The sequence below is a fragment of the Micromonospora inaquosa genome (assembly GCF_003857055.1).
GTDB lineage: Bacteria > Actinomycetota > Actinomycetes > Mycobacteriales > Micromonosporaceae > Micromonospora > Micromonospora inaquosa.
The window spans coordinates 1-12,805 of the sequence record NZ_QGSZ01000160.1; the positions used below are offsets into that span (position 1 = coordinate 1).

Consider the following 12,805-nt stretch of genomic DNA (forward strand, 5'->3'; position numbering starts at 1 on the left):
GTCCCGACCTAGACGATCTCACCCGTAGCCTGCACACCCCGCTGGAACGGATCGCCGTCGAGCACGCCGATCTGATCGAGGCGGTACGCAGGCGCGTCGTCACGACCGACCGCGTGCCCTCCGGCGTCGTGGCCGTCGCCGCCTTCAATTCGTCCATCTGAGTGATGATCTGCCGGTGCGGTCCACCCGGAGTGGACGGACCCTGCCGGCGGATCAGCCAGTTCGTGCTGAAGGTGCACAGCCGGTGTGATCTCAGCTGCGACCACTGCTACGTCTACCAGCACGCCGACCAGACCTGGCGTGGCCGTCCGGCGCGGATGCCGCCGGCCACTGTCCAGGGCGCCGCACGGCGCATCGCCGAGCACGCGCGCGAGCACGGGTTGCCGGTCGTGCACGTGGTGCTGCACGGGGGTGAGCCGCTCTTGCTGGGTGCCGCCGGGTTGCGCGAGGCGCTGGCCGAGCTGCGCACGACGATCACCCCCTGGGCGCGGCTCGACCTGCGGATGCAGACCAACGGCGTACTCCTCGACGACGAGCTGTGCCGGCTCTTCGTCGAGTACGACGTGCGGGTCGGGGTGTCCTTCGACGGTGACCGTGTCGCCAACGACCGGCACCGGGTCTTCGCCCACGGCGGCAGCAGCCACGACCACGTCCGGCGGGCGCTGGCCCTGCTCCGGCGACCGGAATACCGCACCAGCTACGCCGGCATCCTGTGCACCATCGACGTCCGCAACGATCCCGACCGGGTGTACGAGGCGCTGCTGGCCGAGAACCCGCCCCGAGTCGACCTGCTGCTGCCGCACGCCACCTGGGACCACCCCCCGCAGCGACCCGGGCCCGAGCCCACCCCGTACGCGCACTGGCTGGGGCGGCTGCACCGGCGGTGGGTGGACGACGGGCGCCCCATGTCGATCCGGATGTTCGAGGCGTTGCGCCCGGGTGGCGGCGGCACCGAGGCGTTCGGCCTCGCACCGGCCGACGTGCTGGTCATCGAGGCGGACGGCGCCTGGGAGCAGGTCGACTCGCTGAAGACCGCGTACCACGGCGCGGCCGGCACCGGGTTCGACGTCTTCGACCACTCGGTGGACGAGGTCGCGCGGCACCCCGGGGTCGCCGTCCGGCAGGACGGCGTGGACGGGCTCTGCGCGACCTGCCGGGCCTGCCCGGTGGTCGACCGGTGCGGTGGCGGCCTGTACGCGCACCGCTGGCGCACCGGCTCCGACTTCGACAACCCCTCGGTGTACTGCGCCGACCTGCTCCGCCTGATCGACACCGTGGACGCCTACCCGCCGCCCACCCCACCCGCGCCGCGCCAACGGACCGCCGCCGGGTCCATGCCGCGCGAATGGTCCGCCACCTCGCCCGTCGACGAGCTGCTCGACGATCTGGCGACCGGGCCCGGGTCGACGTCGACGCTCGCGTTGCTCGCCGCCACCCAGTTCTCCATCACCCGGGCGCTGCTGGCGGCCTGCCGGGACCGGTTCGGCAGCACGGCCGCCTGGGAACTGCTCGTCCACCTCGACCAGGCGGCGCCGGACGCGGTCCTGGCGGTCCTGGAGCACCCCTTCGTCCGGCCCGGGCTGGTGCATCGCCTCGACTCGTCGGCCCTGCCCGGCCTCGGCGCGGCGGTCGACCCACTGCCGGCCCTCGCCATCGCCGCGGCCCTGCGGGCCGGCGTCCCGGCCGCGTTGCGGGTCCCGGTGCGGGCCGGAGCGATCACGCTGCCCACGCTCGGCAACCTGGTGCTGCCCGGCCTGGGGGAGCGCGCCGAGGTGACCGTCCGGCCCGGCGAGGTCCAGGTCCGGTCTGGGTCGGTCGAGCAGACGGTGCTCCTCGACCCGTTGGCGCCGCCGTCGACCGGCTGGCTGCCGACCCGCGACGTGTCGGTGCCCGGTGGCCGGTTGCTCCTGGAGGACGGCGACCCGTACCGCGACTGCTACGGCCAGCCGGTGGAACCCCGCCTGGAGGTTCCGGCGGCACGGGCGTTGGGCCGTACCCTGACCGACGCCTGGCGGGTCGTGCGGCGGGACGTGCCGGCGCACGCGGCGGCGCTCGACGGCGGCCTGCGTGCCGTGGTCGCGTTGGCGCCCGACCCGGCGCGACCCCTGCGCAGCGCGACCGCCCGGCACGCGTTCGGCGCCGTCGCCGTCACCCCCCATCCCGACCCGGAGACGATGGCGGTGCTGCTCGTGCACGAGTGGCAGCACGCGAAGTTGGGTGCGGTGCTCGACCTGTACGACCTTGTCGAACCCGGCCAGGGCACCCGGATCCGGGTGCCCTGGCGCCCCGACCCGCGACCGCCGGAGGGCGTCCTGCAGGGCGTGTACGCCCACCTCGCCGTCACCCAGGTCTGGCGGTCCCGGGCGGCCACCGACCATCCGGACGCGTCGGCGCACGCGGCCCACTTCCTGGCGTGGACGCGGGACGGCGTCGACGCGCTGCTGGCCAGTCGGTCGCTGACCGCGGCGGGTGAGCGGTTCGTCAGCCAGCTGCGCCACGCGCTGGAGGAGACCCATGTCGGGTCCCGATGAGCACCCACCGCCCGGGCTGGGCCGTCCCCGCCTCGCCGACGACCTGCGGGCGCTGGGCGTACGCCCGGGGGTGTGCCTGCTGGTGCACTGTGGCCTGCGTCGGGTGGGCCTGCTGGAGCACGGCCCGGCGACCCTCGCCGGCGCGCTGCGTGACGTCCTCGGCCCGGTCGGCACGCTGCTGGTGCCCACCCACACCGACGGCAACTCGACCACCTCCCGGGCCCACCTGGCGGCCACCGCGGGCATGGACCGGGCGCAGCGCGAACGGTACGAGTCGGCGCTGCCGGGCTGGGACCGCCGGAGCACCCCCTCGCAGCGGATGGGTGCGCTCGCCGAGTACGTCCGGTGCACCCCCGGTGCCGTGCGCAGCGACCATCCGCAGACCTCGTTCGCCGCGCTCGGACCCCGGGCCCGGCAGCTCACCGACGGCCATGACCTCAGCTGCCACCTGGGGGAACGCTCACCCATTGGCGGCCTCTACGCGGCGGACGGGCAGATCCTGCTGCTCGGCCTCGGCTACGAGGCGTGCAGCGCCCTGCACCTGGCCGAGTACCGGCTGCCGGTTCCACCGCCCGAGCGCGACTACCACTGCTTCCGCCTCTTCGACGGGCGGCGGGTCCGCCTCGACTTCCGGGCTCTCGACCTGGACGACCGGGACTTCCCGAAGGTGGGTGCCGCGCTCGACGAGACGCCGTTGGTGCGGCACGGTCGGGTGGGGCGGGCCAACGCCCGCCTGCTGCCGGCGCGAGCCGCTGTCGACTTCGCGACTGCCTGGTTCGCCGCGAACCGGTTGGCGGCGCGGCGTTGACGCGGGGACTACGCTGATGTTCCGGCCGCGTGGGGAGGGCGGAGGGGCAGCGGTGAGCACAGTGGACGCACCCTCCAGAGCACGCGCCCCGCTCTTCTTCATCAGCTATTCGCGGGCGCCGGCCGGCCGGGCCGCCGGCAAACCCGCCGAGTACGTCTCCCGTTTCTTCGAGGACCTCTCCGTCCACGTCAGTGAGCTGGTCGGTCCGGTGACCGGAGTGGACGCCGGCTTCCTGGACACCTCCATCGCCGGTGGCGAACGCTGGAGCCCGGAGCTTCTCCAGGCCGCCGGCACCTGCCAGGTCTTCGTTCCGCTGGTGTCCAGCGCGCTGCTCGGCAGCGAGTGGTGTGGTCGGGAGTGGGACGCGTTCTCCCGTCGACGGATCACGCCACGACACAGCTCCGCCTCGGTGAACGAGACGGCGATCGTGCCGATCACCTGGTCGCCGACGAACGGCACGGCGCTGCCCCGGGTGCTCCGCGACATCCAGCGCTTCTCCCCGACCGCGATGCCGGATCCCGACATCGCGGTGCACTACCAGCGGGACGGGGTCTACGGCTTGCTGACCATGCAGTTGGAGAACGCCTACCGGGGGGTGGTCTGGCGGCTCGCGCAGCGGATCGTGGCCATCCACCGGTCGTACCTGGTCGAACCCTGGGTGCCGGAGAGCGTGGACGAGCTGTGCAACCGGTTCGCCGAGGAGTCGAAGTGAGTCCGCCGACGAGCCGACCCCGGTCGGGGGCGCGCGGGACGTACTTCTTCCTGAGCTACGCCCACTCGGCCCCGCCGCCGGGCGCCCGCGCCGACGCCGACGTCTGGGTCGCTCAGTTCTTCGCCGATCTGACCGACGAGGTGCGGCGCCAGGCGCGACCGGTCGCCGGGATGCGGATCGGCTTCTTCGACCAGCACATCCCGTTGGGCGCCGACTGGAAGGCCGCTCTCGCCGAGGCGCTCGGTGATGCCGAGGTCTTCGTTCCGCTCTACTCACCCGGCTACTTCAGCCGCCCCTGGGCACTGGGGGAGCAGGAGTCCTTCCGGGCCCGGCTGGACGCCGCCGGGCCGGCCCGGGTCACCGCCGGTCACCTCACCCCGGTGCTGTGGATCCCGTTTCCCCCGTGGGAGGCCCACCCGGAGCTGGACGGCGCCCTGGACCTGGGCCGGGACGTCCCGGAGTACGCCGCCGACGGCCTGCGCGCGTTCTGCATGCTGGCCTCCTACCGGACCCAGTACGAGCTGCTGCTGAGTCGCCTGGCGAGCCGGATCGTGCACACCGCCGAGCGGCGACCGATGGGCCCGTCCCGGGCGCCCGGCCTGGACGAGGTGGTCCGCCCGGCGCCGACCGAACCGGACTTCGTCGTCGCCGTCCTGGCCCCGACCCGGGATCGGCTGCCGGCCGATCGCGACCCCGCCGGCTACGCCGCCAGCGGCCGGCTCTGGCGGCCGTACGGGCGCAGTCAGCAACTGCCCGCCGCCGAGTACGCGGTCAGCACCGCCGAGCGGCTCGGGCTGTCGGCCCGTACGGAGGACTTCGCGCAGGCCTCCGCGCTGCTCGATCGGCGGCCGGCGGTGCTGTTGGTCGACCCGTGGATCGCGGCGGCACCGGACGCGGCCAAGGTCCTCGCCCGGATGGTGCACGGCCTGCGGGAGTGGGTCGTTCCGCTGGTGGTCACCGACGACGACGACACCCAGGACGCCACCCGCTGGGCCACCGAGGTGACCCAGCTTCTGCAGGACGCCGGTCTGCCCCAGGTGAAGCGGGCGTGCAGCATGCCGGAGTTCGTCGACCTGATGCCGGCGTTGGTCACCGAGGCGCGCCGGCAGTTCCTCAAGCACGGCCCGGTCGTCCCCTTCGAACCGCCGCCGGAGCCGGTGCCGCGTCTGCGTGACGGCCTGCCCGCCGCCGGCTCGACCGTCTCCACCGACCCCGCGTCCCCGCCTGATGATCCGGCCCCACCGCGTCCCCACGGAGAAGACCGATGAACAACGATCGCGAAGGCCAGGTCGTCACCTTCTACTCGTTCAAGGGTGGGACGGGCCGGACGATGGCGTTGGCCAACGTGGCCTGGATCCTGGCGGCCAGCGGCCGGCGGGTGCTCGTCGCCGACTGGGACCTCGAGTCACCCGGTCTGCACCGCTTCTTCCACCCGTTCCTCGACGCTGACGCGATCCAGGGCACCAGCGGCGTGATCGACATGATCCGCGACTACGAGTGGGAGACCACCCGGGTCGACGACCGGCCGGACCGTTGGATGGAGCAGTACGCGCGGGTCGGGCGGCACGCGTTCTCGCTGCGCTGGACCTTCCCCGACGGCGGTGGCCTCGACTTCCTCTCCGCCGGTCGGCAGAACAGCGACTACGCCGTCTCGGTGAGCGGCCTGGACTGGGACAACTTCTACAACCGGTTGGGCGGGGCGCAGTTCTTCGAGGCGCTGCGGGCGGATATGAAGCGTCAGTACGACTTCACCCTGATCGACAGCCGGACGGGGTTGAGCGACGTCGCCGACATCTGCACCCTGCACCTGCCGGACACCCTGGTCGACTGCTTCACCCTCAGCGACCAGGGCATCGACGGCGCGGCCCGGGTGGCGCACTCGGTTCGGGACCGCTACCGGCGGCGGGACATCCGGGTTCTGCCGGTGCCGATGCGGGTCGACCAGGCGGAGAAGGAGCGGGCCGAGGCGGGTCGCCTGCTGGCCATGCGCCGGTTCGCCGGGCTGCCGGCCGGCATGACCGAGGCGGAACGGCGGCGCTACTGGGCTGCGGTGGAGGTCCCGTACCGACCGTTCTACGCGTATGAGGAGACGCTGGCCACGTTCGGCGATGCGCCGGGTTCACCGACGTCGCTGCTGGCCGCGTTCGAGACGTTGACCGGGATCCTCACCGACGGGGCGGTGACCGCGCTGCCGTTGATGGACGAGTCGGTGCGGGAGCGGGGCAAGGCCCGGTTCCGCCGACGCACCGAGGCGATCGACGACCAGATCGTGCTCCGGTACGCGCCGGAGGACGCGATCTGGGCGGAGTGGCTGGAGCGGGTGCTCAGTTCGGCCGGGCTGCGGGTGGTGGAGCCCACTGCCGCCGTCGGGTCCGCCGGTACGCCGGCCCCGCGCACGCTGACCGTGGTCTCGCCGGCCTACGTGGCGACGCCGTCGGGCGGTCTGCCCGACCGCGACACCAGCACCGGTTCCACTGCCCTGGCCGTGTACGTCGCCGACCTGCGGCCGCTGGCGGAGTTCCCGTCGCAGAGCTCCACCAACCTGGTCAACGTCAGCGCCGCGACCGCCGTGGAACGGGTGTTGCGGCTGGTCGGCCGGCCGGTGCCGTCGTCGGCGGACGGGCCGGCGGGCGGGGCCACCCGTTTTCCCGGCACCGAGCCGTTGATCTTCAACGCCCCCAACCGGAACGCCCGGTTCACCGGCCGGGAGGACGACCTGGCGCGGCTGCGCGCGCAGTTGCAGAGCGGGGGCAGCGCGGTGGTGCTGCCGGTCGCCCTGCAGGGCATGGGCGGCGTCGGTAAGACGCAGGTGGCCCTGGAGTACGTGCACCGGTTCAAGGCCGCGTACGACGTGGTCTGGTGGATCGTGGCGGACCCGCCGCAGTTCGTCGACACCGCCCTCGCCGACCTCGCCGGTCGCCTAGGCATCCTCGTCGGTCCCACCCTGCCCGACACGGTCCGCTCGGTGCTCCAGGTGCTCGGCCGTGGTGAGCCGTACGAGCGGTGGCTCGTCGTGCTGGACAATGCCGAGGAACTCGACCAGATCGAGCCCTTCCTGCCGCAGGGCCCCGGGCATGTCCTGCTGACCTCCCGCAACCGCGCCTGGGGTGACCGGGCGAACCCGATCCAGGTGGACGTCTTCGACCGCACGGAGAGCGTGGCGCACCTCGCCCAGCGGGTGCCCACGATCAGCGCCGAGGAGGCTGACCGGGTCGCCGAGGCGCTCGGCGACCTGCCGATCGCGGTGGCCGCGGCCGGCGCCTGGCTCGCCGACACGGGCACGTCGGTCGCCGACTACCTGCGGCAGATCGAGCGGCACGGCCCCAGCGCCCTCTCCGTGGAGGCGACCTGGGACCTGTCGCTGAACCGGCTGCTCGAGCAGGCGCCCGCCGCGTACCGGCTGTTGCAGCTCTGTTCGGTGCTGGCCCCGGAGATCGCTCTCGAACTCATCTACAGCGACGAGATGGCCGCGGCCCTCGTGCCGTTCGACCCGTCGGTGTCGGAGCGGCTCGTGCGTGGCGCCCTGGTCCAGCAGATCAACCGCCTGGCACTGCTCAAACTCGACGTCCAGGGTGGTCGGGTCCAGGTGCACCGGCTGTTGCAGGCGGTGGTCCGCGACCGGATGACCGACGACGAGATCACCGCCGCCCGACACCAGGCGCACCTGGTGCTGGCCGCGTCGCGGCCCCGGGGCGACGTGGACGACCCGACCACCTGGGCCCGGCTGCGCATGCTCTGGCCGCACCTGGAGGTTTCCGAGGCGTTGACCTGCCCCGACGAGTCGGTGTGTCAGCTGCTGATCGACCGGGTTCGTTATCTGTGGCAGCGCGGTGGTCTGGACCAGGCCGACGCGTTCAGCCAGGAGGTGGACGACACCTGGAGCGCCCGGCTCGGCGACGCGCAGGACGAGGTGGAGGAGTCGGCGCTGCGCCGACAGGTGCTGCACCTGCGGTTCAACCGGGCGAACATCCTGCGCAGCCTGGGCCGGTTCGGCGAGGCCCGGGATCTGGACGAGGCGGTGCTGGCCGAGCAACGCCGGTTGTTGGGCCCGCTGCACCCGCACAGCCTGATGACCGCCGGCAGCCTCGGCGGTGACCTGCGGGCGCTCGGCCGCTACGCCGAGGCCCTGGAACGGGACCGGTCCACCTACGCCTCCTGGCTCCAGGTGTTCGGCGAGGACCACCCCCGGACGTTGAGCGCGGCCAACAACCTCGCCGTCTCGTACCGGCTGGTCGGCGACTACCGGTCGGCCCGTCGCTGGGACGACGAGGTGCACCAGCGGCGGCGTCTGGTGCTCGGCCCCACCCATCCATACACTCTCGTCTCCGCCTTGCGATTGGGCAGTGACCTGCGCGAAGCCGGCGAGTACGAGAGGTCGGCCACCCTGCTGCGCACGGTCTACGACACGTACTGCGAGGTGCTCGGGCCGGATGACGGCCAGAGTCTCGCCGCTCAGGTCAACCTGGCGGTGTCGTTGCGCAGCTCCGGTCGGGGCAGCGAGGCCGCGCCGATGTTCGAGACGGCCTACCGCGAACTCGACGAGCGCTTCGGTCCGGACAACCCGGACACGGTGGCGTGCCGGTCGAGTCGCGCGGCGAACCTGTTGGCCGTCGGTGACGCGGCTCGCGCGTTGGCCGAGATGAACGCGGTGCGGCTGGCGTTCGAGGAGCAACTCCGGCTCGGCCCGGAGCACCCGCACGTGCTGGCGACGGTGAGCAACATCTCGGCGGCGGAGCGCGCGCTGGGACGCAGGTCGGACGCGCTCGCGTCGGCGGCCCGGGCGGTTGGCGAGTTGCGCAAGGTGCTCGGGCCGGACCACCCGCACACCCTCGCGGCGGAGGTCAACCAGGCGGTGTGCCTCGCCGAGGAGGGTGACTGGGAGTCGGCGCGGGACCGGCTGCGGGAGACCGCCGGCCGGCTGGCCACGGTGATCGGTGCGGACCACCCCGACACGCTGCGCTGTCTCGGCGATCTCGCCCTGGTGGCGAGGCGGGCCGGCGACGGCCCGGCCACGGAGGACGTCGCCGTGGTGGCGGACCGGCTGGCCGACGTGATCGGTGTGGAGCATCCGACCGTGCAGACCCTGCGCGAGCGGCGGTTCGTGGTCCGGGTGATCGACCCACACACCATCTGACCGGGTCGTTCGGCGGGCGGGTCCGGTGTCCGGGCCGGCCCGCCGGGCCGGACGCTCAGAGGTGCGGGCTGGTCGCGAGGTCCGGCGTGGCCAGCCAGGCCAGGGTCTGCGGGAGGATCTCCACCGCCCCGAAGTGCGCGGCGCCGGACTGCACCTGCACCTCGGCGCGCGGGATCTGCGAGGCGAGCCAGTGGGAGTGCTCCACCGGGGAGAAGCGGTCCTGCTCGCCGTGCCAGAGCCGGACCTCCGCCCGGATGGCGCCCAGGTCGAACCCCCAGCCGCGCCGGATCGCCAGTACGTCGTCGATCCAACCCTCCGGGCCGTGTCGCAGCGCCTCGGCGTACATGTCGGTCAGCAGTCGGCGGATCGCGACGTCGTCGACGACCCGGATGTCCTCGTCGGGCAGTTGCGGGCGGAGGAAGTCCAGCAGCGTCATCGGGTCCCGGCGGGCTTCGTCCGCGCGAACCTTCAGGTTGAGCGTCAGCTCGGCCAGGTCCTCGTCGGCCCGGCCGTAGTCCTCCACGTTCGATTCCGCCATGCCCGCGTACCAGTCCAGGTCGGGTGCGCCGGCCGGGGCGAGCCCCACCAGCACGGCGGCCCGGGTGACCCGGTCCGGTAGCAGCGCGGCGCAGGCCAGGGCATGTGGCCCGCCACCGGATCGGCCCACCACCGCGAACTGGTCGATGCCGAGGTCGTCGGCGATCGCCGCCACGTCGGCCGCCGCGTCGGCCACCCGCCGACCCTCGTGGCGGTCGGAGTCGCCGTAGCCGGGTCGGTCGTAGCAGACGAGGTGCACGCCGAGGCGGTAGACGACGATGCCGCGGGGTCGGGGGCCGCTGCGGCTGCCCGGGGTGCCGTGCAGCAGGAAGACCGCCGGCCCGTCTGATGCGCCCGAGGTCTCCACCGCGAGGTGCCGGCCGTCCGGGGTCGTGACGGTGCGCTGTGTCGCCTCTTGTCGCGTCACGGTTGGCCTCCCGCGGGTCGTCATGTGCTCCCCCGTGAACGGAGCCGCGCATCGTCGGCGCCGAGTGCAAAGCCCCCGAAATCGCCCAGAACACATCCTTGTTGTGCAGCGTACTGCCCGTCGTGGATGCCCGCTATGGGCCAGCGGGTCAATGCCGGTGGGTTGGGGCACCCGAACGGGCCGCTACCCTGGTAGCCCGAGGGGAAGGGGCACCAAGAGGGTGGCTAGGACCTACAACGTCGTGACGTACGGCTGCCAGATGAACGTGCACGACTCCGAGCGCATCTCCGGCCTGCTGGAGCAGGCGGGATACGAGCGTGCACCCGCTGGCGACGACACCCCTGACATCGTGGTCTTCAACACCTGCGCGGTGCGGGAGAACGCGGACAACCGGCTCTACGGCAACCTCGGTCGGCTGCGCCCGGTGAAGGACAAGCACCCCGGGATGCAGATCGCGGTCGGCGGCTGCCTGGCCCAGAAGGACCGGGGCGACATCGTCCGCAAGGCGCCCTGGGTGGACGTGGTCTTCGGCACCCACAACATCGGCGCGCTGCCGGTGCTGTTGGAGCGGGCCCGGCACAACGCCGCCGCCGAGGTGGAGATCCTGGAGTCCCTCGACGTCTTCCCGTCCACGCTGCCCACCCGCCGCGAGTCCACCTACGCCGGCTGGGTGTCGATCTCGGTGGGGTGCAACAACACCTGCACGTTCTGCATCGTGCCGGCGCTGCGCGGCAAGGAGAAGGACCGGCGCCCCGGCGACATCCTCTCCGAGGTGCGCGCCCTGGTCGACGAGGGCGTGCTGGAGGTGACCCTGCTCGGGCAGAACGTCAACTCGTACGGCGTGGAGTTCGGCGACAGGTACGCGTTCGGCAAGTTGCTGCGCGCCTGCGGTGACATCGACGGGTTGGAGCGGGTCCGGTTCACCAGCCCGCACCCGAAGGACTTCACCGACGACGTGATCGCCGCGATGGCCGAGACGCCGAACGTCTGCCACTCGTTGCACATGCCGTTGCAGTCCGGCTCCGACGACGTGCTGCGGGCGATGCGCCGCTCCTACCGTTCCGAGCGGTACCTGGGGATCATCGAGAAGGTCCGGGCGGCGATGCCGGACGCGGCGATCACCACCGACATCATCGTCGGCTTCCCCGGTGAGACCGAGGCCGACTTCCAGCGCACCCTGGACGTGGTCCGGGAGGCCCGGTTCTCCTCGGCCTTCACCTTCCAGTACTCGAAGCGGCCCGGCACCCCGGCCGCGACCATGGACGGTCAGCTGCCCAAGCAGGTCGTGCAGGAGCGTTACGAGCGGCTGGTCGCCTGCGTCGAGGAGATCACCTGGGCGGAGAACAAGCGCCTCGTCGGTGAGACCGTCGAGGTGCTGGTCGCGGTCGGCGAGGGCCGCAAGGACGAGCGGACCGGCCGGATGTCCGGGCGGGCCCGTGACGGCCGACTGGTGCACTTCGCCACGGGGACGCCCGGTGGGGAGTCGCTGGCCGGTCAGATCCGGCCGGGGGACATCGTGCACACCACGATCACGTACGCCGCGCCGCATCACCTGAACGCCGACGGAGCGCCGGTGGCGCACCGGCGCACCCGGGCCGGTGACGCGGCCGAGGCGGGTCGCTCCCCGCGTACCCCTGGGGTTCTGCTCGGTCTGCCGACGATCGGCGCACCGCCGGTCGTGCCGGCCCCCGCCGCTGGCTGCGCCACCCACTGAGCTGCCTGAGGGCCCCTTGTCGTCGCGCGACGACAAGGGGCCGCCGGGTTCAGACGGTGATCTTGCCGGCGCCGGCGCCGGCCGTCACGATCGACTTGACGTTGCTCGCGGTGTCCAGCTGGTAGGAGTACGGGATGCTGGCCACGCTGCCGCCGGCCTGCCCGGTGGGCGAGTTGACGAAGTGGTTGTTGCGGGCGACCAGGCTGCCGGGCCCCGAGTCCCCCTCACCGAGGTGGTACGGGTCGTCGACGTTCTCGAAGTAGTTGCCCTCGACGAGCACCCCGGCGTTCTCCGTGGACGCGACGCCGTAGCCGCCGTTGGCCCGGTAGTAGTTGTTGTACACGTGCACCGGGTTGCCGAAGCGCACCCGGGGGTTGCGCTGGTTGCTGCCGTCGAACCAGTTGTGGTGGTAGCTGACCCGCAGGTGACCGACGTCCTGGCCGGCGTTGTCGTCGCTGTGGCCGAGCAGCATGGTCTTGTCGTGGCTGAAGACCCGGTTCCAGGAGACGGTGACGAAGTCCGAGCCGCGTTTGATGTCGACGGCGCCGTCGTACCCGTTGCTGAAGCTGTTGTGGTCGATCCAGATGTTGGTGGCCGACTCCTGCACGTTGATCGCGTCGTCGTTCCAGTTGCGGAAGGTCAGGTTGCGGATGATCACGTTGCGGTCACCGCTGATGTTGAACCCGCAGCCGACGATCGTCGCCCCGTAGTTGCCGAGGATGGTCTTGTTGGACCGGACCCGCAGCATGCCCGAGCAGGTGATGGTCCCGGTCACCCGGATCACCGCGGCGCCGGTGGCGTTCAGTGCGCTGGTCAGGCCGGAGGCGTTGCTGACTGTGGTCGTGCCGGCGTTGCCGCCGCCGGTGGTGCCGCCGTTCTGGGTGGCCCAGCCGACCAGGCCGGTCTGCGGCGGGGTCGTGGGTGGCGGGGTCGTCGGTGGCG

8 protein-coding genes are annotated in these 12,805 nt (G+C 72.5%); 6 read left to right on the forward strand and 2 right to left on the reverse strand.

Annotated elements, in window-relative coordinates; all coding sequences use genetic code 11:
• Positions 1–191 precede the first annotated feature (191 nt).
• Genes DLJ59_RS07910 through fxsT form a run of 5 tightly spaced genes read left to right on the forward strand, consistent with a single transcriptional unit; the run spans position 192 to position 9,185 of the window.
• Positions 192–2,531, forward strand: a complete 2,340-nt coding sequence (locus DLJ59_RS07910; protein WP_244235898.1) for an FxsB family cyclophane-forming radical SAM/SPASM peptide maturase — start codon at positions 192–194, stop codon at positions 2,529–2,531.
• Positions 2,515–3,339: an AAC(3) family N-acetyltransferase gene (locus tag DLJ59_RS07915; protein ID WP_124771856.1), complete on the forward strand. Its 825-nt coding sequence runs from the start codon at positions 2,515–2,517 to the stop codon at positions 3,337–3,339. The genes DLJ59_RS07910 and DLJ59_RS07915 overlap by 17 nt, the downstream gene beginning before the upstream one ends.
• Before the next feature lie 52 nt (positions 3,340–3,391).
• The gene (locus DLJ59_RS07920) at positions 3,392–4,051 is read left to right on the forward strand and encodes a TIR-like protein FxsC (RefSeq protein WP_158630808.1); all 660 of its coding nucleotides are present in this window, start codon (positions 3,392–3,394) and stop codon (positions 4,049–4,051) included.
• Positions 4,048–5,319 (forward strand): TIR-like protein FxsC, encoded by a 1,272-nt coding sequence (locus tag DLJ59_RS07925; protein ID WP_124771858.1) that lies wholly within the window; start codon positions 4,048–4,050, stop codon positions 5,317–5,319. Before DLJ59_RS07920 ends, DLJ59_RS07925 begins: the two co-directional genes overlap by 4 nt.
• Positions 5,316–9,185 carry an FxSxx-COOH system tetratricopeptide repeat protein gene (gene fxsT, locus DLJ59_RS07930; RefSeq protein ID WP_124771859.1) on the forward strand — a complete coding sequence of 1,290 codons (3,870 nt, stop codon included), beginning with the start codon at positions 5,316–5,318 and terminating at the stop codon, positions 9,183–9,185. Before DLJ59_RS07925 ends, fxsT begins: the two co-directional genes overlap by 4 nt.
• 55 nt (positions 9,186–9,240) lie before the next feature.
• Here the strand turns inward: fxsT and DLJ59_RS07935 are convergent, their stop codons facing one another.
• Entirely contained in the window at positions 9,241–10,149 is a 909-nt protein-coding gene (locus tag DLJ59_RS07935) for an alpha/beta fold hydrolase (protein WP_244235899.1), read from the reverse strand.
• A gap of 220 nt (positions 10,150–10,369) precedes the next feature.
• Between DLJ59_RS07935 and miaB the strand changes: the two genes are divergently transcribed.
• Complete coding sequence (gene miaB / locus DLJ59_RS07940; protein ID WP_124771861.1) at positions 10,370–11,863, forward strand: tRNA (N6-isopentenyl adenosine(37)-C2)-methylthiotransferase MiaB; 1,494 nt, start codon at positions 10,370–10,372, stop codon at positions 11,861–11,863.
• Between the two features lie 49 nt (positions 11,864–11,912).
• On the opposite strand, the gene DLJ59_RS07945 is transcribed toward miaB, so the two are convergent.
• A partial coding sequence (locus tag DLJ59_RS07945; RefSeq protein WP_208648593.1) for a pectate lyase family protein occupies positions 11,913–12,805 on the reverse strand: 893 nt, incomplete at its 5' end.

Excerpts from the sequence above, each read along its gene's own strand:
- DLJ59_RS07915 (WP_124771856.1), top strand. The coding sequence starts at position 2,515 with ATGTCGGGTCCCGATGAGCACCCACCGCCCGGGCTGGGCCGTCCCCGC.
- fxsT (WP_124771859.1), top strand. The coding sequence starts at position 5,316 with ATGAACAACGATCGCGAAGGCCAGGTCGTCACCTTCTACTCGTTCAAG.